At 73.8% G+C, this 21,367-nt stretch carries 23 protein-coding genes; 17 read left to right on the top strand and 6 right to left on the bottom strand.

Annotated elements, in window-relative coordinates; genetic code table 11:
* The first annotated feature begins 209 nt into the window (after window positions 1-209).
* The 14 genes from infC to argH all read left to right on the top strand — a co-directional run bounded on the left by infC (window position 210) and on the right by argH (window position 14,933).
* Window positions 210-860 carry a translation initiation factor IF-3 gene (infC, locus tag ACN27C_RS28325; protein WP_120570487.1) on the top strand — a complete coding sequence of 217 codons (651 nt, stop codon included), beginning with the start codon at window positions 210-212 and terminating at the stop codon, window positions 858-860.
* A gap of 19 nt (window positions 861-879) precedes the next feature.
* Window positions 880-1,074, top strand: coding sequence for a 50S ribosomal protein L35 (rpmI, locus tag ACN27C_RS28320; protein WP_007075851.1), 195 nt, complete (start codon window positions 880-882; stop codon window positions 1,072-1,074).
* A 32-nt stretch (window positions 1,075-1,106) separates the two neighbouring features.
* Window positions 1,107-1,499, top strand: coding sequence for a 50S ribosomal protein L20 (gene rplT, locus ACN27C_RS28315; RefSeq protein WP_043324928.1), 393 nt, complete (start codon window positions 1,107-1,109; stop codon window positions 1,497-1,499).
* Window positions 1,500-1,559: 60 nt separating this feature from the next.
* Window positions 1,560-2,444, top strand: coding sequence for a TrmH family RNA methyltransferase (locus ACN27C_RS28310; RefSeq protein ID WP_422749271.1), 885 nt, complete (start codon window positions 1,560-1,562; stop codon window positions 2,442-2,444).
* A gap of 168 nt (window positions 2,445-2,612) precedes the next feature.
* The gene (pheS, locus tag ACN27C_RS28305; RefSeq protein WP_013474913.1) at window positions 2,613-3,674 is read left to right on the top strand and encodes a phenylalanine--tRNA ligase subunit alpha; all 1,062 of its coding nucleotides are present in this window, start codon (window positions 2,613-2,615) and stop codon (window positions 3,672-3,674) included.
* Between the two features lie 26 nt (window positions 3,675-3,700).
* Complete coding sequence (locus ACN27C_RS28300) at window positions 3,701-6,262, top strand: phenylalanine--tRNA ligase subunit beta (RefSeq protein WP_422749269.1); 2,562 nt, start codon at window positions 3,701-3,703, stop codon at window positions 6,260-6,262.
* Between the two features lie 172 nt (window positions 6,263-6,434).
* Window positions 6,435-7,436: an N-acetyl-gamma-glutamyl-phosphate reductase gene (gene argC / locus ACN27C_RS28295; RefSeq protein WP_422749267.1), complete on the top strand. Its 1,002-nt coding sequence runs from the start codon at window positions 6,435-6,437 to the stop codon at window positions 7,434-7,436.
* Window positions 7,433-8,605 carry a bifunctional glutamate N-acetyltransferase/amino-acid acetyltransferase ArgJ gene (argJ, locus tag ACN27C_RS28290; protein WP_121685667.1) on the top strand — a complete coding sequence of 391 codons (1,173 nt, stop codon included), beginning with the start codon at window positions 7,433-7,435 and terminating at the stop codon, window positions 8,603-8,605. Before argC ends, argJ begins: the two co-directional genes overlap by 4 nt.
* A gap of 57 nt (window positions 8,606-8,662) precedes the next feature.
* On the top strand, window positions 8,663-9,550 hold the full coding sequence (gene argB / locus ACN27C_RS28285) for an acetylglutamate kinase (RefSeq protein WP_120570481.1): 888 nt from the start codon (window positions 8,663-8,665) through the stop codon (window positions 9,548-9,550).
* Window positions 9,547-10,821, top strand: coding sequence for an acetylornithine transaminase (locus ACN27C_RS28280; RefSeq protein WP_422749264.1), 1,275 nt, complete (start codon window positions 9,547-9,549; stop codon window positions 10,819-10,821). The genes argB and ACN27C_RS28280 overlap by 4 nt, the downstream gene beginning before the upstream one ends.
* The gene (argF, locus tag ACN27C_RS28275; protein WP_121685665.1) at window positions 10,818-11,744 is read left to right on the top strand and encodes an ornithine carbamoyltransferase; all 927 of its coding nucleotides are present in this window, start codon (window positions 10,818-10,820) and stop codon (window positions 11,742-11,744) included. The genes ACN27C_RS28280 and argF overlap by 4 nt, the downstream gene beginning before the upstream one ends.
* A complete protein-coding gene (locus ACN27C_RS28270) occupies window positions 11,741-12,253 on the top strand; it encodes an arginine repressor (RefSeq protein WP_013474917.1) in 513 nt (170 codons plus the stop codon). Before argF ends, ACN27C_RS28270 begins: the two co-directional genes overlap by 4 nt.
* Window positions 12,250-13,455, top strand: a complete 1,206-nt coding sequence (locus ACN27C_RS28265) for an argininosuccinate synthase (protein WP_121685664.1) — start codon at window positions 12,250-12,252, stop codon at window positions 13,453-13,455. The genes ACN27C_RS28270 and ACN27C_RS28265 overlap by 4 nt, the downstream gene beginning before the upstream one ends.
* 14 nt (window positions 13,456-13,469) lie before the next feature.
* Complete coding sequence (gene argH, locus ACN27C_RS28260; RefSeq protein ID WP_030271078.1) at window positions 13,470-14,933, top strand: argininosuccinate lyase; 1,464 nt, start codon at window positions 13,470-13,472, stop codon at window positions 14,931-14,933.
* An 86-nt stretch (window positions 14,934-15,019) separates the two neighbouring features.
* Here the strand turns inward: argH and ACN27C_RS28255 are convergent, their stop codons facing one another.
* The 3 genes from ACN27C_RS28255 to ACN27C_RS28245 form a co-directional block, all read right to left on the bottom strand.
* Window positions 15,020-15,373: an MmcQ/YjbR family DNA-binding protein gene (locus ACN27C_RS28255; RefSeq protein ID WP_120570476.1), complete on the bottom strand. Its 354-nt coding sequence runs from the start codon at window positions 15,371-15,373 to the stop codon at window positions 15,020-15,022.
* Window positions 15,374-15,445: 72 nt separating this feature from the next.
* Entirely contained in the window at window positions 15,446-15,880 is a 435-nt protein-coding gene (locus ACN27C_RS28250; protein ID WP_030271080.1) for a hypothetical protein, read from the bottom strand.
* A 146-nt stretch (window positions 15,881-16,026) separates the two neighbouring features.
* Entirely contained in the window at window positions 16,027-16,665 is a 639-nt protein-coding gene (locus tag ACN27C_RS28245; protein ID WP_121685663.1) for a DNA-3-methyladenine glycosylase, read from the bottom strand.
* 138 nt (window positions 16,666-16,803) lie between these two features.
* Between ACN27C_RS28245 and ACN27C_RS28240 the strand changes: the two genes are divergently transcribed.
* A complete protein-coding gene (locus ACN27C_RS28240) occupies window positions 16,804-17,904 on the top strand; it encodes an LLM class flavin-dependent oxidoreductase (protein ID WP_121685662.1) in 1,101 nt (366 codons plus the stop codon).
* Window positions 17,901-18,527 (top strand): CE1759 family FMN reductase, encoded by a 627-nt coding sequence (locus tag ACN27C_RS28235; RefSeq protein ID WP_120570473.1) that lies wholly within the window; start codon window positions 17,901-17,903, stop codon window positions 18,525-18,527. The genes ACN27C_RS28240 and ACN27C_RS28235 overlap by 4 nt, the downstream gene beginning before the upstream one ends.
* A gap of 36 nt (window positions 18,528-18,563) precedes the next feature.
* Here the strand turns inward: ACN27C_RS28235 and ACN27C_RS28230 are convergent, their stop codons facing one another.
* Together ACN27C_RS28230 and ACN27C_RS28225 are read right to left on the bottom strand one after the other, a co-directional pair.
* Window positions 18,564-19,448, bottom strand: a complete 885-nt coding sequence (locus ACN27C_RS28230) for a universal stress protein (RefSeq protein WP_121685661.1) — start codon at window positions 19,446-19,448, stop codon at window positions 18,564-18,566.
* A 70-nt stretch (window positions 19,449-19,518) separates the two neighbouring features.
* Window positions 19,519-20,427 (bottom strand): universal stress protein, encoded by a 909-nt coding sequence (locus tag ACN27C_RS28225; protein ID WP_121685660.1) that lies wholly within the window; start codon window positions 20,425-20,427, stop codon window positions 19,519-19,521.
* Between the two features lie 157 nt (window positions 20,428-20,584).
* Here ACN27C_RS28225 and ACN27C_RS28220 point away from each other — a divergent pair, with 157 nt between their 5' ends.
* Window positions 20,585-21,055 (top strand): cyclic nucleotide-binding domain-containing protein, encoded by a 471-nt coding sequence (locus ACN27C_RS28220; RefSeq protein WP_120570470.1) that lies wholly within the window; start codon window positions 20,585-20,587, stop codon window positions 21,053-21,055.
* Between the two features lie 3 nt (window positions 21,056-21,058).
* Here ACN27C_RS28220 and ACN27C_RS28215 read toward each other — a convergent pair whose 3' ends face one another.
* Complete coding sequence (locus ACN27C_RS28215; RefSeq protein WP_120570469.1) at window positions 21,059-21,343, bottom strand: hypothetical protein; 285 nt, start codon at window positions 21,341-21,343, stop codon at window positions 21,059-21,061.
* Window positions 21,344-21,367: the final 24 nt, after the last annotated feature.

The raw sequence follows: 21,367 nt of genomic DNA, 5'->3' as shown, positions 1-21,367 counted from the left end.
AGTCGCCGCCACGGTGGCCGGGTCCGGTCCCCGGTTTCGGGCACGTCCCGACGCCGGATGCGCGATCCTGTGATCGTGCCGACCGGTCGAGTGGGCCCTGGCATACGCCGGGGCCTTCTGCTTTCCGGGTCGGCTCCCACCCGGGAGCCCACGGAGTCGGCACCGTAGGAGACTCGACTCGAGGAGGCCCCATCAGCGTCGAACCACGCGTGAACGAGCAGATCCGGGCACGTGAGGTCCGACTGGTCGGCCCTGAGGGTGAGCAGGTGGGCATCGTCCCGCTTGAGCGCGCCCTGCAGCTGGCCGCGGACGTCGACCTGGACCTGGTCGAGGTTGCGCCGATGGCGCGCCCGCCGGTGTGCAAGCTCATGGACTTCGGCAAGTTCAAGTACGAGAGCGCACTCAAGGCGCGCGAAGCGCGGCGTAACCAGCAGCAGACCGTCATCAAGGAGATGAAGCTCCGGCCGAAGATCGACCCGCACGACTACGAGACCAAGAAGGGTCACGTGGTGCGGTTCCTCAAGGCCGGCGACAAGGTCAAGGTGACGATCATGTTCCGCGGTCGCGAGCAGAGCCGCCCGGAGCTGGGTTATCGGCTCCTGCGCCGGCTCGAGTCCGAGATCACGGACCTGGGATACGTCGAGGCCGCGCCGAAGCAGGACGGCCGAAACATGATCATGGTTCTCGCTCCGCACCGGGCCGTGAAGGCCTCCGCGGTCGCCGCCACGGCGTCCCGCGGTGGACCGCGCGACCGGGCTGCGGAGGAATCGGCCGCTCCGGCGACCGGCGAGACCCCGGCGGCCGGCGAGACCGCAGCAGCCGGTGAGACCGGCACGACCGCTGAGACCAGCGGCCAGTAACAGGGGAGAAGACGTTCCAATGCCGAAGATGAAGAGCCACACGGGTATGGGCAAGCGGGTCAAGGTGACCGGCAAGGGCAAGATCGTTGCCCAGCAGGCCGGCCTTCGCCACAACCTGGAGAAGAAGCCCAGCACCCAGACCCGTCGGCTGACCGGCACCGTCGAGCTGGCCAAGGCCGACACCAAGCGCATCAAGAAGCTGCTCGGCCGCTGACGCGAGCCACCTGAACCGAAGAAGGAGTTGAGATGGCACGCGTCAAGCGGGCTGTGAACGCCCAGAAGAAGCGTCGTACCCTGCTGGAGACCGCGAGTGGTTACCGCGGTCAGCGCTCCCGGCTGTACCGCAAGGCCAAGGAGCAGGTGCTGCACTCGATGCAGTACTCCTACCGGGACCGTCGCGACCGCAAGGGCGACTTCCGGCAGCTCTGGATCCAGCGGATCAACGCCGGCGCCCGGGCCAACGGCCTGACCTACAACCGCCTGATCCAGGGCCTGCGCCTGGCCGGCATCGAGGTCGACCGGAAGATCCTGGCCGACATGGCCGTCAACGACGCCGCCTCGTTCGCGGCGATCGTCGAGCTGGCCCGCGCCGCCGTGGCGGCCGAGGGCACCGGTGGCGCCGCGGCTCAGGCCGCCTGACCCACCTGTATGCGGCCCCGGCCGCTGGACCCACCCGTACGGCAGATCGAGGCGTCTCCCATGCAGTCACAGTCGCAGGGGAGGCGCCTCGACGCCGTTCCCGGACCGTTCACCCCGCGTACCCCGAGGGTCGTGGCGGCCCGCCGGTTGCAGCGCCGGCGCGACCGCGACCAGGCCGGCCGGTTCCTGGCCGAGGGGCCGCAGGCGGTCCGGGAGGCGCTCGCCCGCACCGGCACCGTGGTCGAGCTGTTCGGCACCCCGGCGGCGCTCGACCGGTACGCCGATCTCGCCGCCGCTGCCGCCCGGGCCGACGTGCCGGTCTCCGAGGTGACCGACGACGCGCTCGCGGCGCTCACCGAGACGGTCGCACCGCAGGGCCTGGTGGCGGTGTGCCGGCACCTCGACGTACCCCTGGAGCAGGCCCTCGCGCACGGGCCGCGACTGGTAGCGGTGCTCGCCGGGATCCGCGACCCGGGCAACGCCGGCACCGTGCTGCGCACCGCCGACGCGGCCGGTGCGGGCGCGGTGGTCTTCGCCGGCGAGGCGGTCGACCCCTACAACGGCAAGTGCGTGCGGGCCTCCGCCGGCAGCCTCTTCCACGTCGACGTGGTGCGCGCCGCCGACCCGCTCGCCGCCGTCGAGGCGCTGCGGGCCGCCGGCCTGGAGATCCTGGCCACCACCGGGTACGGCGACAGCGACCTGGACGACCTCGCCGACGCAGGACGGCTGGCTGCCCCCACCGCGTGGCTGTTCGGCTCGGAGGCGCACGGCCTGCCCGAGGAGCTGACCGGCGCCGCCGACGCCCGGGTCCGGGTGCCGCTGCACGGACGCGCGGAGAGCCTGAACCTGGCTGCGGCGGCCGCCGTCTGCCTGTATTCTTCCGCCAGAGCACAGCGTGCCCCCAGGGCCACGCACGACACAGCAGGGGAGTCCGCCTCGTCATGAACGCGCCACGGCGTTCGTTTAGCCAGCCCGCCGGTGTCGGCGGGCGGCGGGCCTGACCCTTCCCCCTGCACGACTCCCCACCGGCGGGCTGCGGCGAAGCCGCGCGTCCGTAGACTCGCCTAGCCACCCGCGAGGGTCGGCGCCGCCGTGAGGGAGTGCCCGTTCACCATGAGCTACCGCAACGATCCGTACGACCCGAAGCAGGTCGCCCTGCTCGACCCGGACGCCCTGGCCGGAGCAGTGGCCGACGCCGAGAAGGCGTTCGCCGAGGCCGCCGACCCGGACGCGCTCACCGCGCTGCGCCCCGCGCACCTCGGTGACCGGTCCCCGGTGTCGCTGGCGCGCCGGGAGATCGGCGCGCTGCCGCCGGCCGCGAAGGCCGACGCCGGCAAGCGGGTCAACGAGGCCCGCCGGGCCATCGAGTCCGCGTACGCCGCCCGGCAGGAGATCCTGGACCGGGAACGGGCCGCGCGGGTGCTGGTCGAGGAGCGGGTCGACGTGACCCTGCCGTACGACCGCCGGCCGCGCGGCGCCCGCCACCCGCTGAGCGTGCTGATGGAGCAGATCAGTGACCTGTTCATCGGCATGGGCTACGAGGTGGCCGAGGGCCCCGAGGTCGAGCTGGAGTGGACCAACTTCGACGCGCTGAACATCCCGGCCGACCACCCGGCGCGCGGCCTGATGGACACGTTCCACATCGCACCCGAAGGCAGTGGCCTGGTGCTGCGTACCCACACCTCGCCGGTGCAGGCGCGCACCATGCTCAGCCGCAAGCCGCCGATCTACGTGGTGGTGCCCGGTCGGGTCTACCGCACCGACGAGCTGGACGCCACCCACGCGCCCGTCTTCCACCAGGTCGAGGGCCTCGTGGTGGACAAGGGCATCACCATGGCGCACCTGCGCGGCACGCTCGACCACTTCGCCCGGGCCATGTTCGGCGAGGGCGCGAAGACGCGCTGGCGGCCGCACTACTTCCCGTTCACCGAGCCGTCGGCCGAGTTCGACGTGTGGTTCCCGGAGCACCGGGACGGTCCGCAGTGGGTCGAGTGGGGCGGCTGCGGCATGGTCAACCCGCGGGTGCTGCGCGCCTGCGGCATCGACCCGGAGGTCTACTCCGGATTCGCGTTCGGCATGGGCATCGACCGGACCGTGATGGTCCGGCACGGCGTCAGTGACATGCGGGACATGGCCGAGGGCGACGTGCGGTTCACCCGCGCGTTCGGCGCCTGAGCTACGGGAACGGTGGTTTAACAGTCATGCGAGTCTCTGTCAGTTGGCTGCGGGAGTACGTGGACCTGCCGGCCGACCTGCCCACCGGCGACCTGGAGCAGGCGCTGGTCGACCTCGGTATCGAGGTCGAGTCCGTGGTGGACCTGCGCGAGTCGGTCACCGGCCCGCTGGTCGTCGGCGAGGTCCTGGAGATCGAGGAGCTGACCGGCTTCAAGAAGCCGATCCGCTTCTGCCGGGTCGACGTCGGCGCCGCGAACGGCACCGGTGAGCCGCAGGAGATCGTCTGCGGGGCGCGTAACTTCGCCGTGGGCGACAAGGTCGTGGTGATCCTCCCCGGCGGTGTGCTGCCCGGCGGGTTCGCGATCGGCGCGCGCAAGACGTACGGGCGCAACTCCCACGGCATGATCTGCTCGGCGCAGGAGCTGGGGCTCGGCGACGACCACTCGGGCATCGTCGTGCTGCCCGAGGACGTCAAGGCCCAGCCCGGCGACGACGCCCGGCCCGTCGTCGGCCTGGACGACGTCGTGGTCGAGATGGAGATCACCCCGGACCGCGGGTACGCGCTGAGCGTGCGCGGCATCGCCCGGGAGCTGTCGCACGCGCTCGGCGTGCCGTTCCGCGACCCGGCCGACGCGCCCGCGCCCGGCGCGACCGCCGAACCGGCGTACCCGGTGGAGGTCCGCGACCCGGTCGGCTGCGACCGGTTCGCGGCGCGGATGGTGCGCGGCGTCGACCCGACCGTCGAGACGCCCGGCTGGATGCGGCAGCGCCTCACCGTGGCCGGGGTGCGCAGCATCTCGCTCGCCGTCGACATCACCAACTACCTGATGCTCGAACTCGGCCAGCCGATGCACGCCTTCGACGCGGACCGGATCGCCGGCACGCTCGTGGTGCGCCGCGCCGAGGCGGGGGAGAAGCTGACCACGCTGGACGGGGTGAGCCGTTCCCTGTCCGCCGAGGACCTGGTCATCTGCGACGACACCGGTCCGATCTCGCTGGCCGCGGTGATGGGCGGCGAGACCAGCGAGGTGCTCGCGTCCACCACGAACGTGCTGTTCGAAGCGGCGCACTGGGATCCGGCCACCGTCGGCCGTACCGCGCGACGGCACAAGCTGTTCAGCGAGGCCGCCAAGCGGTGGGAGCGCGGTGTCGACCCGGCGCTGCCGCCCGTCGCGCTGGAGAAGGCGGTCCGGCTGCTCACCGACCTGGCCGGCGGCACGGCCGGCGAGGAGGTGCTCGACATCGACCACGTCGCGCCGCGTCCGCCTGTCACGCTGCCGGTGGACCTGCCGTCGCGGCGCGTCGGCGTGACCTATTCGCCGGACCGGGTGGTGGAGCTGCTGGAGCAGGTCGGCTGCACCGTCACCCGCGGCACCGACCGGCTCGCCGAGGACCCGGGCGCCGTCGGCACGGCCGGGGTCGGCCCGGGCGCCGGTGCCGGTGAGGTGCTGACCGTCACGCCGCCGAGCTGGCGGCCCGACCTGACCGACCCGGCCGACCTGGTGGAGGAGGTGGTACGCCTCGACGGCTACGACCGCGTGCCGTCGGTGCTGCCCACCGCGCCGCCCGGCCGGGGCCTGACCTGGCAGCAGCAGCGCCGCCGGGCCGTCGCCCGCTCGCTCGCCGAGCGCGGCTACGTCGAGGTGCTGGCGCAGCCGTTCGTCGCGCCGGAACTGGTCGACCAGCTCGGCCTGCCCGCCGACGACCCGCGCCGCCCCGCGGTACGGCTGGCGAACCCGCTGTCGGAGGAGGAGCCGCTGCTGCGCACCACGCTGCTCGGCCCGCTGCTCGGCATCGTCAAGCGCAACGTCGGCCGGGGCCAGCGGGACGTGGCGATCTACGAGATCGGCACCGTCTTCCACCCGCGTCCCGGTGCCGGCACCCCGCCCGCGATGGGCGTGGACCGGCGGCCCACCGACGAGGAGTTCGCCGCCGCCGACGCGGTCGTTCCCGCCCAGCCCCGGCACGTCGCGGTGGCGCTCACCGGCGAGATCGAACCGGCCGGCTGGTGGGGCGCGGGCCGCACGGCCGGCTGGGCGGACGCCGTCGAGGCGGGCCGGGCAGTGCTCGACGCCGCCGGGATCCCCGCCGACCGGATGACGGTACGGGCCGGCGAGCGGGCGCCCTGGCACCCGGGCCGCTGCGCCGAACTGGTGGTGGACGACGTGGTCGTCGGCCACGCCGGTGAGCTGCACCCGGCCGTGCTGGCCGCGCTGGAGCTGCCCCGGCGTACCAGCGCCATGGAACTGGACCTGGACGCGCTGCCCGCCGCCCCGCTGGCGGCCGGCCCGACCATCTCCACGTTCCCGCCGGCGCTGATCGACGTGGCGCTGGTGGTGGACGACGCGGTGCCGGCGGCCGACGTGCGGGCGGCGCTGGTCGAGGGCGCGGGCGCGCTGCTGGAGGACGTCCGCCTGTTCGACGTCTACACCTCCGAGCAGCTCGGCGAGGGACGTAAGTCGCTGGCGTACAAGCTGACGTTCCGCGCCCCGGACCGGACCCTCGCGGGCGAGGAGGCGGTGGCCGCGCGCGACGCGGCGGTGGCGGTAGCCGCCGAGCGTTTCGGCGCCACCCTGCGCGGCGCATGAAAGGAGGGGCCCCCTCTTAACGCCTCCGGTAGAGGAGGGGGCCCCTTTTAACACGCCGGCTCACGCGAGCCGCTGGTGAACGTCATCTCATGGCTATGCAACGCGCCGTATGACCTTGCGGTGGCGCTGCCCCGACCGGTACTCTTCTCTGCATAGTCATGCGGAGGTGGGTATGGGCATTCGGGTTGCTGTTGCCGGGGCGAGTGGGTACGCCGGGGGCGAACTGCTGCGCCTGCTCGCCGGTCACCCCGAGTTCGAGCTGATCGCCGCCACCGCGCACAGCCAGGCCGGTCAGCCCGTCACCGCCGTACACCCGCACCTCGCCGGCCTCGACCTGGTGTTCGCCGCCACCGAACCGGCGACCCTCGCCGACGCGGACCTGGTCTTCCTGGCCCTGCCGCACGGGCAGTCCGCGGCGCTCGCCGCGGCGCTGCCCGACCCGGTCAAGGTGGTCGACCTCGGCGCTGACCACCGGCTGCGCGACGCCGGCGCCTGGTCCCGCTACTACGGCGGCGAGCACGTCGGCGCCTGGACCTACGGGCTGCCCGAGCTGCCCGGCCAGCGGGCCGAGATCGCCGCCGCGACGCGGGTCGCCAGCACCGGCTGCTACGCGGTGGCGACCACGCTGGCACTCGCCCCGCTGATCGCCGCCGGCGCGGTACGCCCCGACGACGTGGTGGTGGTCGCCGCCTCCGGCACCTCCGGCGCGGGCCGGGCCGCAAAGGCCCACCTGCTCGGCAGCGAAGTGATGGGCGACCTGACCCCCTACAAGGTGGGCGCGCACCAGCACGTGCCGGAGATCAAGCAGGCCACCGGCGCGACCGGCCTGTCCTTCACCCCGGTGCTCGCGCCGATGCCCCGGGGCATCCTGGCCACAGTCACCGCGGTGCCCACCGGCGACGCCGACCCGCGCGCGGTGCTGGCCGCCGCGTACGCCGACGCGCCGTTCGTGCACGTGCTGCCCGAGGGGGCGTGGCCGCATACCGCCGCGACCGCCGGCTCGAACTCCTGCCACCTCCAGGCGACTGTGGACGTCGACTCGGGGCGGGTGATCGTGGTCAGCGCGATCGACAACCTCGGCAAGGGCGCGGCCGGTCAGGCCGTGCAGAACGCCAACCTGATGGTGGGTCTCCCGGAGACCACCGGTCTGTCCGTGTTTGGAGTGGCCCCGTGAGCGTCACCGTCCCCCGAGGGTTCCGCGCCGCAGGTGTCGCGGCCGGACTGAAGTCCTCCGGCGCCGCCGACGTCGCCCTCGTGATCAACGACGGCCCGGACGCCGGTGTGGCCGGTGTGTTCACCGCCAACCGGGTCAAGGCCGCGCCGGTGCTGTGGAGCCAGCAGGTCGTGCACGGCGGCGTCGTGCGCGCCGTGGTGCTCAACTCCGGCGGCGCGAACGCCTGCACCGGACCGGCCGGCTTCCAGGACACCCACGCCACCGCCGAGCACACCGCCGCCGCGATCACCGCGGCGAACGCCCGGCTCATCGTCGGCGCGGGCGAGGTCGCGGTCTGCTCGACCGGCCTGATCGGCGAGCGGCTGCCGATGGACAAGCTGCTTCCCGGCGTACGCGAGGCGGTGCGCGGCCTGTCCCGTGACGGCGGCCCGGCCGCGGCCGAAGCGATCATGACCACCGACACCCGGCCCAAGACGACCGTGGCGCAGGGTACGGGCTGGACCGTCGGCGGCATGGCCAAGGGCGCGGGCATGCTCGCCCCGGCCATGGCCACCATGCTCTGCGTGCTCACCACCGACGCGGTCGCCGGGCCGGACGCCCTGGACGCCGCGCTGCGCGCCGCCACCCGGATCACGTTCGACCGGATCGACTCCGACGGCTGCATGTCCACCAACGACACGGTGCTGCTGCTGGCCAGCGGCGCCTCCGGCATCGAACCGACCGCCGAGGAGCTGACCGCCGCGGTCACCGCCGCCTGCCACGACCTGGCCCAGCAGCTCCTGGCCGACGCCGAGGGCGCGACCAAGGAGGTCGCGATCGAGGTGGTCGGCGCGGCGAGCGAGGACGACGCGGTCGAGGTGGGCCGCACGGTGGCCCGCAACAACCTGGTGAAGACCGCGCTGTTCGGCAACGACCCGAACTGGGGCCGGATCCTCGCCGCGGTCGGCACCACCGCGGCCGTGTTCGAACCGGACGCCGTGGACGTCGCGGTCAACGGCATCTGGGTGTGCCGGGGCGGCGCCGCCGCCGAGGACCGCGCCAAGGTGGACCTCACCGGTCGCGGCGTGACGGTCCGCATCGACCTGCACGCCGGCGCCGACGCCGCCACCATCTGGACCAACGACCTTTCGCACGCGTACGTCCACGAGAACTCGGCTTACTCCACGTGAGCGCGAGGAACGCAGCGAAGCGGAGTCCCGCAGTCGCGAACGAAAGGCGGGCTCAGCATGAATCTTTCCGCTGACCTCACCCGGGCACAGGCCAAGGCCGCCACGCTGATCGAGGCGCTGCCCTGGCTGGCCCGTTTCTCCGGCGCCACGGTCGTGGTCAAGTACGGCGGCAACGCCATGGTCGACCCCGAACTCCAGCGGGCGTTCGCCGCCGACATGGTGTTCCTGCGCTACGCGGGCCTCAAGCCGGTCGTGGTGCACGGCGGCGGCCCGCAGATCTCCGCCATGCTCGGCCGCCTCGGCATCGCCAGCGAGTTCCGGGGCGGCCTGCGGGTCACCACCCCGGAGGCGATGGACGTGGTCCGGATGGTCCTGGTCGGTCAGGTCGGCCGGGAACTGGTCGGGCTGATCAACGCGCACGGCCCGTACGCGGTCGGCCTCTCCGGTGAGGACGCCGGGCTGTTCACCGCCGTGCGCCGTCCCGCGTACGTGGACGGGGAACCGGTCGACGTGGGCCAGGTCGGCGACGTGGAGTCGGTGAACGTCTCGGCGGTGACCGACCTGATCGAGGCCGGCCGGATCCCGGTCATCTCGACAGTCGCGCCGGACGCCGACGGGGTGCTGCACAACCTCAACGCGGACACCGCCGCCGCCGCGCTCGCCGTGGCGCTGGACGCCCGCAAGCTCGTCGTGCTGACCGACGTGCCGGGCCTGTACGCCGACTGGCCGGACACGTCCAGCCTGGTCAGCGAGATCACCGCGGACGACCTGGCGAAGCTGCTGCCGTCCCTGGAGTCGGGCATGGTCCCGAAGATGGAGGCCTGCCTGCGGGCGGTGCGCGGGGGAGTACCGGCCGCGCACGTCGTCGACGGCCGAGTCGCCCACTCCACGCTGCTGGAAGTGTTCACGTCGGAGGGCTTCGGAACCATGGTGATCGAGTCATGAGCACGCTGGTGCAGCGGTGGAACGCCACCATGATGGACAACTACGGCACGCCGCCGCTGGCGCTCGTCTCCGGCTCCGGCGCCGTCGTGGTCGACGAGACCGGCCGGGAGTACGTCGACCTGCTCGGCGGCATCGCCGTCAACGCGCTCGGCCACGCCCACCCGGCGGTGGTGGCCGCCGTCAGCAAGCAGGTCGCGACGCTCGGGCACGTGTCCAACCTGTTCGTCGCCGAGCCGCCGGTGGCGCTGGCCGAGCTGCTGCTGGCGCTGGCCGGCCGCCCCGGCCGGGTGTTCTTCGCCAACTCCGGCGCGGAGGCCAACGAGGCCGCGTTCAAGCTGTCCCGGCTCACCGGCCGCCGGCACGTGGTCGCCACCCACGGCGGCTTCCACGGCCGGACCATGGGCGCGCTGGCGCTGACCGGGCAGCCCGCCAAGGCCGACCCGTTCCGCCCGCTGCCCGGCGACGTGACCCACGTGCCGTTCGGCGACGCCGACGCGCTGGCCGAGGCCGTCACCGACGACACCGCCATGCTGATCATCGAGCCGATCCAGGGCGAGAACGGCGTGGTCGTCCCGCCGCCCGGCTACCTGGCCGCGGCCCGGCGGATCACCGCCGCGCACGGCGCGCTGCTGGTGCTCGACGAGGTGCAGACCGGCGTCGGCCGCACCGGTCACTGGTTCGCCCACCAGGCCGAGGGCGTCGAGCCGGACGTGATCACGCTCGCCAAGGGCCTCGGCGGCGGGCTGCCGCTGGGCGCCTGCCTGGCCTTCGGCCGGGCCGCCGACCTGCTCACTCCCGGATCGCACGGCACCACGTTCGGCGGCAACCCGATCAGCTGCGCCGCCGCGCTCGCCGTCGTCTCCACGATCGCCCACGAGGGCCTGCTCGACCACGTCAAGCGCGTCGGCGAGCGCCTGCGGCGCGGCGTCGAGGCGCTCGGGCACCCGCTGGTCCGCGAGGTACGCGGCGCCGGGCTGCTGCTCGGCATCGTGCTCGACCAGCCGGTCTCCGCCGCGGCCGCGGCGGCGCTGCGCGAGGCGGGCTTCCTGGTCAACCCGGTGCAGCCGGACGTGGTCCGGCTCGCCCCGCCGCTGATCCTCACCGCGGCGCAGGCCGACGCGTTCCTCGCCGCGCTGCCGGCCGCGCTGTCCGCCGCCGTTCCCACCGGCACCGCCGCACCCGCCGAGGCCGCCGCGCCGGGCCCTCCCGCCGCCGCGACCGCAGGCACCGCCGCGACCGACGCCACGACCCCGACGGAGGCTCCCGCATGATCCGCCACTTCCTGCGCGACGACGACCTCACGCCCGCCGAGCAGGCCGCCGTGCTCGACCTCGCCGCCCGGATGAAGGCCGACCGGTACGGGCACCAGCCGCTGGCCGGGCCGAAGTCGGTGGCGGTGCTGTTCGACAAGCAGAGCCTGCGCACCCGGATCTCGTTCGACGTGGGCATCGCCGAGCTGGGCGGGCACCCGCTCGTGGTGGACACCCAGGTCACCCACTTCGGCCGGGGCGAGACGCTCGGCGACGCCGGCCGGGTGCTGTCCCGCTACGTCGCCGCGATCGTGCTGCGCACCCACGGCGACGACCGGATCGCCGAGGTCGCCGCGCACGCCACGGTGCCGGTGGTCAACGCGCTCACCGACACGTACCACCCCTGCCAGCTGCTGGCCGACCTGCTCACCGTGCGGGAACGCTTCGGCGGCACCGCCGGGCGGATCCTCACGTACGTGGGCGACGCGGCGAACAACATGGCCCACTCGTACCTGCTGGCCGGCGCGACCGCCGGGATGCACGTGCGGATCGCCGGGCCGGACGGGTTCCAGCCGGACCCGGAGATCGTGGCCCGCGCCGAGAAGATCGCCGCCACCACCGGCGGTTCGGTGCAGCTGTTCACCGACCCGGCCGAGGCGGTACGCGGCGCGCACGTGATCGCCACCGACACGTGGACGTCGATGGGGCAGGAGGGCGACGGGCTGGACCGGATCACCCCGTTCCTGCCGTACCAGGTCAACGCCGAGCTGCTCGGCCGCGCCGACGCCGACGTGATCGTGCTGCACTGCCTGCCCGCCCACCGCGGCGAGGAGATCACCGACGAGGCGCTCGACGGCCCGCACAGCGCGGTGTTCGACCAGGCGGAGAATCGGCTGCACGCCCAGAAGGCGCTGCTGACGTTTCTCCTGGAGGAATCCGCATGACCGCTCCGCTGACCCGCGCCGCGCGGCACGCCCGCATCGTCGAGCTGATCCGCGACACCCCCATCCACTCGCAGACCGAGCTGGCCGACCTGCTCGCCGGGGACGGCATCCAGGTCACCCAGGCCACGCTGTCGCGCGACCTGAAGGAACTGGGAGCGGTGACCGCGCGGGGCGGCGACGGGCGGGGCGTCTACCTGATCCCGGAGGACGGGCACCGGCCGCTGCGCGACGCCGAGGGCGCGCCGGCCCGGCTGGTCCGGTTGCTGCGTGAGCTGCTCAACGGTGTCGACTCCAGCGGCAACATCGCGGTGCTGCGCACCCCGCCGGGTGCGGCGCAGTACCTCGCCAGCGCGCTGGACCGGGCCGGCCTGTCCGAGATCGTCGGCACCATCGCCGGCGACGACACCATCCTCGTCGTGGCCCGCGAGGCCGACGGTGGGGCCGCGCTGGGTGAGCGGCTCGCCGCCTGGGCCCGCCGCGACGACACAGCCGAAGGGGGCACCTCGTGACCGAGCGGGTCGTGCTGGCGTACTCCGGGGGCCTGGACACCTCGGTCGCCATCCCGTACCTGGCCGAGCGGACCGGCGCGGAGGTCGTCGCGGTCGCTGTCGACGTCGGCCAGGGCGGCGAGGACATGACAGTGATCCGGCAGCGCGCGCTCGACTGTGGCGCCGTCGAGTCCGAGGTGGTCGACGCCCGCGACGAGTTCGCCGCCGACTACTGCCTGCCGGCGATCCGGGCCAACGCCCTCTACATGGACCGCTACCCGCTGGTGTCCGCGCTGTCCCGGCCGCTGATCGTCAAGCACCTGGTCGCGGCGGCGCGTGCCCACGGCGGCACGATCGTGTCGCACGGCTGCACCGGCAAGGGCAACGACCAGGTCCGGTTCGAGGTCGGCCTGGCCGCGCTCGCGCCCGACCTGAAGGTCGTCGCCCCGGCCCGGGACTTCGCCTGGACCCGGGACAAGGCCATCGCGTTCGCCGAGGAGAGGGGCCTGCCGATCGACGTGTCGGCGAAGTCGCCGTACTCGATCGACCAGAACCTGTGGGGCCGGGCCGTGGAGACGGGTTTCCTGGAGGACATCTGGAACGCCCCGGTCGAGGACCTCTACGCGTACACCGAGGACCCGGCCTCGGAACGCGACCCGGACGACGTGGTGATCACGTTCGACGGCGGTGTCCCGGTCGCGATCGACGGCGAGACGGTCACCCCGTACCAGGCGATCCGGGAGCTGAACCGGCGGGCCGGGGCGCACGGCGTGGGCCGGCTGGACATGGTCGAGGACCGGCTGGTCGGCATCAAGAGCCGCGAGGTGTACGAGGCGCCCGGCGCGCTCGCCCTGATCACCGCCCACCAGGAGCTGGAGGCGGTGACAGTCGAGCGGGATCTCGCCCGGTTCAAGCGCGGCGTCGACCAGCGCTGGGGAGAGCTGGTCTACGACGGGCTCTGGTTCTCGCCGCTGAAGCGGTCGCTGGACGCGTTCATCGACGACGCCCAGCGGCACGTCACGGGTGAGGTACGGCTGCGCCTGCACGGCGGCCGGGCGGCGGTGACCGGCCGGCGCTCGGAGGCGAGCCTCTACGACTTCGGCCTGGCCACCTACGACACCGGCGACACGTTCGACCAGTCGCTGGCGAAGGGATTCGTGCAACTGTGGGGACTGCCCAGCAAGATGGCCGCGCAACGGGACGCCCGGATGGGAGGGGCCTGATGGGGAGCACCACAATGGGTGGGGTGGACGACAAGAGCCTGACCGAGAACAGCGCCCCCGCCAACCGGACGAGCCTCTGGGGCGGCCGGTTCGCCGGCGGTCCCGCCGAGGCGCTCGCGCGGCTGTCGGTGAGCGTCCAGTTCGACTGGCGCCTCGCCCCGTACGACATCGCCGGTTCCCGCGCGCACGCCCGGGTCCTCGCCGGCGCCGGCCTGCTCGACCCGGACGAACTGGGCCGGATGCTGGCCGCGCTGGACGACCTGGAGGCGGCGTGCGCCTCCGGCGCGTTCCGCCCGACAGTCGACGACGAGGACGTGCACACCGCGCTGGAGCGCGGCCTGCTGGAACGCCTCGGCAGCCTCGGCGGCAAGCTGCGCGCCGGCCGGTCCCGCAACGACCAGGTCGCCACCGACCTGCGGCTCTACCTGCGCGACCACGCCCGCGGCGTGGCGGCCCGGCTGGTCGAGCTGGCCGAGGCCCTGGTGGAGCAGGCGGAGCGGCACGTGGACACCGCCGCGCCGGGCATGACCCACCTGCAGCACGCCCAGCCGGTGACGTTCGGGCACTGGCTGCTGGCTCACGTGCAGCCGCTGCTGCGCGACCTGGAACGGATGCGCGACTGGGACGAGCGGACCGCGATCAGCCCGCTCGGCGCGGGCGCGCTGGCCGGCTCGGGGCTGCCGCTGGACCCGGTGGCGGTCGCCAAGGAGCTGGGTTTCCGCACCTCGTTCGCCAACTCGATGGACGCGGTCGCGGACCGCGACTTCGTCGCCGAGTTCCTGTTCGTCACTGCCATGATCGGCGTGCACCTGTCCCGCCTCGGCGAGGAGGTGGTGCTCTGGACGTCGCAGGAGTTCGGCTGGGTCGAGCTGGACGACGCCTTCGCCACCGGCTCGTCGATCATGCCGCAGAAGAAGAACGCGGACATCGCCGAGCTGGCCCGGGGCAAGTCCGGCCGGCTGGTCGGCGGCCTGATGAGCGTGCTCACCATGCTCAAGGGCCTGCCCATGACGTACGACCGGGACATGCAGGAGGACAAGGAGCCGGCGTTCGACGCGGTCGACACGCTGGAGCTGCTGCTGCCCGCGCTGGCCGGAATGATCTCCACGATGACGGTCCGGGTGGACCGGCTGGTCGCGAGCGCCCCGTCGGGCTTCTCGCTCGCCACCGAGGTCGCCGACTGGCTGGTCCGGCGCAACGTGCCGTTCCGCGACGCGCACGAGATCACCGGCAAGCTGGTGGCGCTCTGCGCGGCCCGCGACTGCGCACTGGACGAGGTGTCCGACGCCGACCTGGCCGCGGTCAGCGAGCACCTGGACCCGTCGGTACGCGACGTGCTCTCGGTGCGCTCGGCGCTGGCCGCCCGCATCACGCCCGGCTCCACCGGCCCCGGTCCGGTCGCCGACCAGCTCGCCGCCGCGGCGGACAAGCTGACCGGCTGGCGCGAGTGGGCCGCCGAGCGGGTCGTCCCCCGCTGACCTTCACGGCTGCGCGCAGATCTTGGTACGGAACGGGCCCCTGTGTGGGCGCCTCCGTACCAGGATCTGCGGGCCGCGCTTCCCGGTCAGCCGGTGGGCCGCTCGCGTTTGGGCAGCTTCGCGACCACCGCGTCGTACGAACCGTCGACCGCTTCGATCAGCTCGTCGTCGGGGATGCCGCCGGAGAGCCGCAGCGTGTTCCAGCCCGACCGGCCGATGTAGGGGGAGGGGCGCGCGTCGTCGGGGAACCGGTGCAGCCACTCGTCGGCCACCTCCCGGGACGGCCCGCACTTCACCCCGAGCCGCGCCTCACCCTCCGGGGAGCCGAGGAACGCGAAGATCCGGCTGCCCACCTTCACCACCTCGTCGCCCTCCCACGGCCGGTCGAGCCAGGCTCCCGGCTTGGCCAGGCAGTAGGCCAGCATCTCCTCGCGCGTCATCGCGTCCTCCCGTGCCGTCGTCCGGCACAGTCTCGCCCGCCGCTGTGACAGCCCGCGTCGCCCGGCCGCCGGTCAGTCGCCGGTGCCGGTGCGGACGGTGAGCCGCTCGTAGCGCTGCCGGGCCGCCTGGGCGCTGCCCAGCCCCAGCCCGAAGGCGATCGCCTGCCAGGTCATGCCCCGGCCGCGGGCCACCTGCAACAGGCCGGCCTCCAGCGCGTCCACCTCGGCCCGCACGTGCGGGATCAGCGTCAGCGCGGCCATCAGGTCGGCCTGGTCGACGGGCTCCTCGCCCTCGTCCAGCTCGGCGCCACCGGCGAGCGCCATCACCAGCGTGGCCGCCTCGTAGGCGTCGGGCACGTCGGGGTGGGCATAACGCCTGCGGCGGGAGTTGGTGCCGGCGTGCCGCTCGGCGATCCGCAGCAGCGCCGCGTAGTTGCGGTGGGCCCGGGCCTGGGCAGCATCCGGAGCGGTGAACGGGTCGTTGTCCACGGTGACCATGCCGTCCATCCCACACCTAAGAATGGCCTGTTGTCAACACCCTGTTGAAAGTCATTCGTGCAAAGGGTCGTGCGCTCAGGGCGTGGTGAGAAGACGGCGCGTCATGCCACCACAGACGCGCCGCGGGGTGTTCCGGGTTGCCCGGAACGGCCGATTCAGGCCGGTGAGTTCCGCACCGGGGCCGTCGGGCCGGGCCGACGGCGTGGGACGTGCCGCCGGTAGACGCTGACGCTCGGCTCGTCCGCCAGCCAGAACCGCCACGGCAGGTCGTGCGCGGCGGCCACCCCGACTCGCGGCCCGGCGACGATCCGTGCCGGGTCGACCGGGTTCGCCGGTGGCGTCAGCAGCAGCGGGCCGCTGCCGTCGATCGCCGAGGTGCCGTTCGCCTCCCGCCCGAGCCCGAGCGCGGTGACCAGCCGGGCCGGTCCGCGGGCCAGCTCCCGGTCGGTGGCGCGCGGCCGGCGTTCGCGGGCGATCTCGACGCCGTCGACCACCTCGCCCGCGCGCAGCAGCACCGCCGCCGCCTCGCCGTCGCGACCGCAGACGATGTTGGCGCACCAGTGCATGCCGAACACGAAGTACACGTACACGTGCCCGGCGGGCCCGAACATGACTCTGTTGCGCGGCGTCGGCCCGCGGTGGGCGTGCGACGCCGGGTCCTCGCCGGTGCCCGCGTACGCCTCGACCTCGGTGAGCCGGACGGTGACGCCGCCGGCCGACACGGTCCAGCCGAGCAGCGTCCGCGCGGTGTCGGCGATCCGGGCGGCCGATGCGTCGAGCCAGGGGTATGTCATCGCGGCAAGGGTAGTCGGTGGGTGGCGCGTGATCCGGGCCACGCCGGGGTGGGCAGCCACCGGAATAGTTGACTCGTCAAATATGTTGTGAGGAGCGATCCCGGGCGACCGGTCCGGACCCCACGCGAGGAGCTGGTCATGCAGTTCGGAGTCTTCACCGTCGGTGACGTCACCGTCGACCCCACGAACGGGCGGCTGCCGTCCGAGCGTGAGCGGATCAAGGCCATGACCGCCATCGCGCTCAAGGCCGAGGAGGTCGGCCTGGACGTCTTCGCCACCGGCGAGCACCACAACCCGCCGTTCGTGCCGTCGTCGCCGACCACCATGCTCGGCTGGATCGCCGCGCGCACCGAACGGCTGCTGCTGTCGACCTCGACCACGCTGATCACCACGAACGACCCGGTGAAGATCGCCGAGGACTACGCGATGCTCCAGCACCTGGCCGACGGCCGGGTGGACCTGATGATGGGCCGCGGCAACACCGGCCCGGTCTACCCGTGGTTCGGGCAGGACATCCGCAACGGCATCCCGCTGGCCATCGAGAACTACGACCTGCTGCACCGGCTGTGGCGCGAGGACGTGGTCGACTGGAAGGGCCGCTTCCGTACGCCGTTGCAGTCGTTCACCTCGACCCCGCGCCCGCTCGACGGCGTGCCGCCGTTCGTCTGGCACGGCTCGATCCGCAGCCCGGAGATCGCCGAGCAGGCCGCGTACTACGGTGACGGCTTCTTCGCCAACCACATCTTCTGGCCGAAGGAGCACACGCAGCGGATGGTCGGCCTCTATCGGGAGCGGTTCGCGCACTACGGCCACGGCTCGCCGGACCAGGCGATCGTCGGCCTCGGCGGGCAGGTGTTCATGCGCCGCAACTCCCAGGACGCGGTACGCGAGTTCCGCCCCTACTTCGACAACGCCCCCGTCTACGGGCACGGCCCGTCGCTGGAGGAGTTCACCCGCGAGACGCCGCTGACAGTGGGCAGCCCGCAGCAGGTCATCGACCGGACGCTGGGCTTCCGCGAGTACGTCGGCGACTACCAGCGACAGCTGTTCCTCATGGACCACGCCGGACTGCCGCTGAAGACCGTGCTGGAGCAGCTCGACCTGCTGGGCGAGGAGGTGGTGCCGGTGCTGCGCAAGGAGTTCGACTCGATGCGTCCCCCGCACGTGCCCGAGGCGCCCACCCACGCGAGCCTGCTGGCCGCCCGCGACGCCGCCCCGGCCGCCGGGGAGCAGCGATGACCGGCCGTACCCTGGCGGTCGTCTCGGCCGGTCTCGGCCAGCCGTCGTCCACCCGCCTGCTCGCCGACCAGCTCGCCGCGGCCGCCCGCGACGAGCTGGCCGGCCGCGGCGCGACGGTGGAACTGCGCGTGGTCGAACTGCGCGAGCACGCCCACGACGTGGTGAACCACCTGCTCACCGGCTTCGCACCGGCCGCGCTGCGGCGCACGCTCGACGAGGTGGCCGCCGCCGACGGGCTGATCGCGGTGACGCCGATCTTCAACGCGTCGTACAACGGGCTGTTCAAGTCGTTCTTCGACGTGGTCGACCGGGACGCGCTGGCCGGCAAGCCGGTGCTGCTCGGGGCGACCGGCGGCACCGCCCGGCACTCGCTGGCGCTGGAGCACGCGGTCCGGCCCATGTTCACGTACCTGCGGGCGGCGACACTGCCCACGGCGGTGTTCGCCGCGCCGGAGGACTGGGCCGGCGACGACGGCGACAGCGCGCTGCGGTCCCGGATCCGCCGGGCCGGGGCCGAACTGGCCGAGCAGGTGGACCGCCGTCCGCCCGCGACCGGCCCGGCCGACCCGTTCGCGCTCACCACCGACTTCGCCGACCTGCTCGCCGGCCGCGACCCGTCCTGACGCCTGGCGGACCGGACCGGCTGGCCGCGCGGGGCGTCAGTCGTCGGCCGGCTCGGGCCGGTGGGCGACGAGCACCGGGCAGTGGGAGTGCTGCACCAGCGCCTGGCTGACCGAGCCGAGCAGCAGCCCGGCGAAGCCGCCCCGGCCCCGGGAACCGACCACCACGAGCGCCGCCTCGCCGCTGGCCTCCCGGAGCGCCGTCTCCGGCGAGGCGGCGGTCACGGCACGCTCCGTCACGCGCAGGCCCGGGTGCGCCGCCCGGACCCGGGCCGCGGCCTCGGCCAGCAGCCCGGCCGCCTCGGCCTGCTCGGCGGTGGACGCCTCCGCCGCGACCTCCGGCGCCACCGCGCCGCGTTCCGGCGAGCGGACGTGCATCAGCACCAGCTCCGCGTCGCGCCGCTCGGCCTCGTCCGCCGCCAGCTCGATCGCGTACGCGGCCGAGTCGGAACCGTCCACGCCGACCAGCACCGGACCGTCCACCGGGATCGGTTGCTCCTCGGGCCGGACGATCAGCACCGGGCAGTGCCCATGCTGCGCGAGCTGCCCGCTGACCGAGCCGAGCAGCAGGCCGGCGAAACCGCCCACGCCCCGGCTGCCCACCACGACCAGCTCGGCGCGGCGGGACTCCTCGACCATCGTGGCGCCCGGACCGCCGGCGACCTGGCGCACCTGCACCCGCAGGCCCGGGTGCCGCTCGGCCAGGTCGGCGGCGACCGACTCCAGCATCTTCTCCGACTCCGCGGTGGGCGCCGGCACCCCCAGGTCGTACGGGTTGAGCGGCACGCCGTAGCCCAGTGGGTGCAGGTAGCCGTGCACCAGCAGCAGCGGCCGGGAACGGGCGACGGCGGTCGCGGCGGCCAGGTCGGCGGCGGCCAGGCTGGACGGCGATCCGTCCACTCCCACCACGACGGGTCGGTTCATCAGGTGCTTTCCCTCCGGTCGGCTCAGGCCATTGTGGCGCTACCGGCCCCGTCCGGGCCGGGGAACCGGCTCAGTGGGTCCGGCCGCCCCGGTGCCGGACGACGGCCAGCGGGCTGTGGCAGTGGTGCAGCACGGCATGGCTCACCGAGCCGAGCAGCAGCGCACCGAGGCTACCGCGACCGTGCGCGCCGACCACCGTCAGCTGCGCGCCGACGGACTCCTCGACGAGCACCCGGGACGGCGTGGCGGCGGCGACCAGCTTCGGCCGTACCGTGACCTCCGGGTAGCGCTCGGCCCAGCCGGCGACCGCCTCGGCCAGCACCCGCTGCTCGTCGGCGCGCAGCTCCTGCGGGTCGTACGCCAGCGGCACGACGTCGCCGAACGCCTCCCGGTAGGTCACCGGCTGCGGGTAGAGCCAGGTGTGCACCACGACCAGTTCGGCGCCGCGCGCCGCGGCCTCGGCGAACGCGAACCCGACCGCCTCGTCGGACAGCGCGGAGCCGTCCACGCCGACCACCACCGGACCGTCGGCGCGGGCCTCACCACGGGCGACGAGCACCGGGCAGTCCGCGCGGGCGGAGAGCTGCACCGCGGCGGAGCCGACCAGCAGTTCGGCGAAGCCGCCGAGTCCCCGGTGACCCAGCACGAGCAGCGCGGCGTCGCGGCTCTCCCGCAGCAGCACCGCGACCGGCCCGCCGTCGACCACCGCCCCGGTCACCGCCAGGTCCGCGTCGACCTTGCGGGCCTCGTCCACCGCCTCCTCGACCAGCTTCTCGGCCTCCTGGCGCAGCTCGACGTCGGGCAGCACCGGGGCGACCATGCCCAGCGGCGTGCCGACCAGCGGCCAGAGGAACGCGTTCACCACCCGCAGCGGCCGGTGCCGCAGCACCGCCTCGCGTGCGGCCAGCCGTACCGCGTCCAGCGCGGACGGGGAGCCGTCCACACCCACCACGACGGGGGCACCGGTTCTGTCGGTCATCACGTCCTCCTTCGGTTCCCCCTCAGCCTGCGCCGACGGCTCCCACCCGGGCAGAGTCGATCCGCCCGGCCCGGCCGGGACCATCGGCCCCTACCGGCCGGGACGACGGCGGGGTGAAATGGAACCAGTGCTCCCTCCTGTCGACCCTGGAGGCGCGATGACCCCGCTGGAGATGCTCCGCGTCCACCCCTTCCTGGCCGGGCTGCCCGACGAGTGGCTGCCCCGGCTCACCGGCTACGCCCGCCCGGTGGTCTGGCATCCCGGGCACCGGCTGTTCCGCGCCGGCCAGCAGGCCGACCGCTTCTGGCTGGTCCGCGGCGGCCAGGTGGCGCTCGACTTCCCGGTGCCGGGTCGCGGCGACGTGGGCATCGAGACGATCGGGCCGGGCGGGGTGCTCGGCTGGTCCTGGCTGTTCCCGCCGTACCGCTGGCAGTTCGGCGCGGTCGCCACCCAGCGCAGCACCGCCGTGGAACTCGACGCCGACGGGGTACGCCGGCTGATGGAGTCCGACGACACGCTCGGCCGTCAGCTCACCACCCGGTTCATGAGCGTGGTGGTCGACCGGCTCCAGGCGTCCCGGGTGCGGCTGCTCGACCTCTACGGCTACCCGACGGCGGCGGCGAGCTAGGGCTCAGCGGTCGCGGACGACCAGCTCGTCCACCTCGAGGCGGCCGATGCGCAGTTCGCGGATCACCGCGCGGCGCACGGCGAGCCGGCCGATCACGAGCGAGCCCACCGCCACGGCGCCGAGCGCGAACGCGCCGAAGGCGATCGCGCCGATCGCGGTCGCACCCAGGGCTCGTGCACCTGTCGCGCCCGCGCCGGTGGCCTGCGCGCCGACGGCCCGCGCCCCGGTGGCCTGCGCGCCGGTCGCGCCCAGGGCGCGGATACGTGCGGTCGGAAGCAGGTTCGGCATGCCCCGATCGTAGTGCGCCGCGGC

Origin of the sequence: Micromonospora sp. WMMD1219 (assembly GCF_049315215.1) — a bacterium.
Taxonomy (GTDB): Bacteria; Actinomycetota; Actinomycetes; order Mycobacteriales; family Micromonosporaceae; genus Micromonospora; species Micromonospora tulbaghiae.
The sequence above is the reverse complement of the archived record's forward strand: the minus strand, read 5'-3'. Positions and strand labels throughout refer to the sequence as shown.

Coding starts and splice junctions, on each gene's coding strand:
- argC (WP_422749267.1), top strand. CDS start 6,435: ATGGGCATTCGGGTTGCTGTTGCCGGGGCGAGTGGGTACGCCGGGGGC.
- ACN27C_RS28215 (WP_120570469.1), bottom strand. CDS start 21,343: ATGCCGAACCTGCTTCCGACCGCACGTATCCGCGCCCTGGGCGCGACC.
- pheS (WP_013474913.1), top strand. CDS start 2,613: ATGAGCTACCGCAACGATCCGTACGACCCGAAGCAGGTCGCCCTGCTC.
- ACN27C_RS28245 (WP_121685663.1), bottom strand. CDS start 16,665: ATGACATACCCCTGGCTCGACGCATCGGCCGCCCGGATCGCCGACACC.
- ACN27C_RS28230 (WP_121685661.1), bottom strand. CDS start 19,448: ATGAACCGACCCGTCGTGGTGGGAGTGGACGGATCGCCGTCCAGCCTG.
- ACN27C_RS28240 (WP_121685662.1), top strand. CDS start 16,804: ATGCAGTTCGGAGTCTTCACCGTCGGTGACGTCACCGTCGACCCCACG.
- ACN27C_RS28250 (WP_030271080.1), bottom strand. CDS start 15,880: ATGGACGGCATGGTCACCGTGGACAACGACCCGTTCACCGCTCCGGAT.
- ACN27C_RS28220 (WP_120570470.1), top strand. CDS start 20,585: ATGACCCCGCTGGAGATGCTCCGCGTCCACCCCTTCCTGGCCGGGCTG.
- argH (WP_030271078.1), top strand. CDS start 13,470: ATGGGTGGGGTGGACGACAAGAGCCTGACCGAGAACAGCGCCCCCGCC.
- rplT (WP_043324928.1), top strand. CDS start 1,107: ATGGCACGCGTCAAGCGGGCTGTGAACGCCCAGAAGAAGCGTCGTACC.
- ACN27C_RS28300 (WP_422749269.1), top strand. CDS start 3,701: ATGCGAGTCTCTGTCAGTTGGCTGCGGGAGTACGTGGACCTGCCGGCC.
- ACN27C_RS28310 (WP_422749271.1), top strand. CDS start 1,560: ATGCAGTCACAGTCGCAGGGGAGGCGCCTCGACGCCGTTCCCGGACCG.
- rpmI (WP_007075851.1), top strand. CDS start 880: ATGCCGAAGATGAAGAGCCACACGGGTATGGGCAAGCGGGTCAAGGTG.
- ACN27C_RS28235 (WP_120570473.1), top strand. CDS start 17,901: ATGACCGGCCGTACCCTGGCGGTCGTCTCGGCCGGTCTCGGCCAGCCG.
- argF (WP_121685665.1), top strand. CDS start 10,818: ATGATCCGCCACTTCCTGCGCGACGACGACCTCACGCCCGCCGAGCAG.
- ACN27C_RS28225 (WP_121685660.1), bottom strand. CDS start 20,427: ATGACCGACAGAACCGGTGCCCCCGTCGTGGTGGGTGTGGACGGCTCC.
- ACN27C_RS28280 (WP_422749264.1), top strand. CDS start 9,547: ATGAGCACGCTGGTGCAGCGGTGGAACGCCACCATGATGGACAACTAC.
- ACN27C_RS28255 (WP_120570476.1), bottom strand. CDS start 15,373: ATGACGCGCGAGGAGATGCTGGCCTACTGCCTGGCCAAGCCGGGAGCC.
- ACN27C_RS28270 (WP_013474917.1), top strand. CDS start 11,741: ATGACCGCTCCGCTGACCCGCGCCGCGCGGCACGCCCGCATCGTCGAG.
- argB (WP_120570481.1), top strand. CDS start 8,663: ATGAATCTTTCCGCTGACCTCACCCGGGCACAGGCCAAGGCCGCCACG.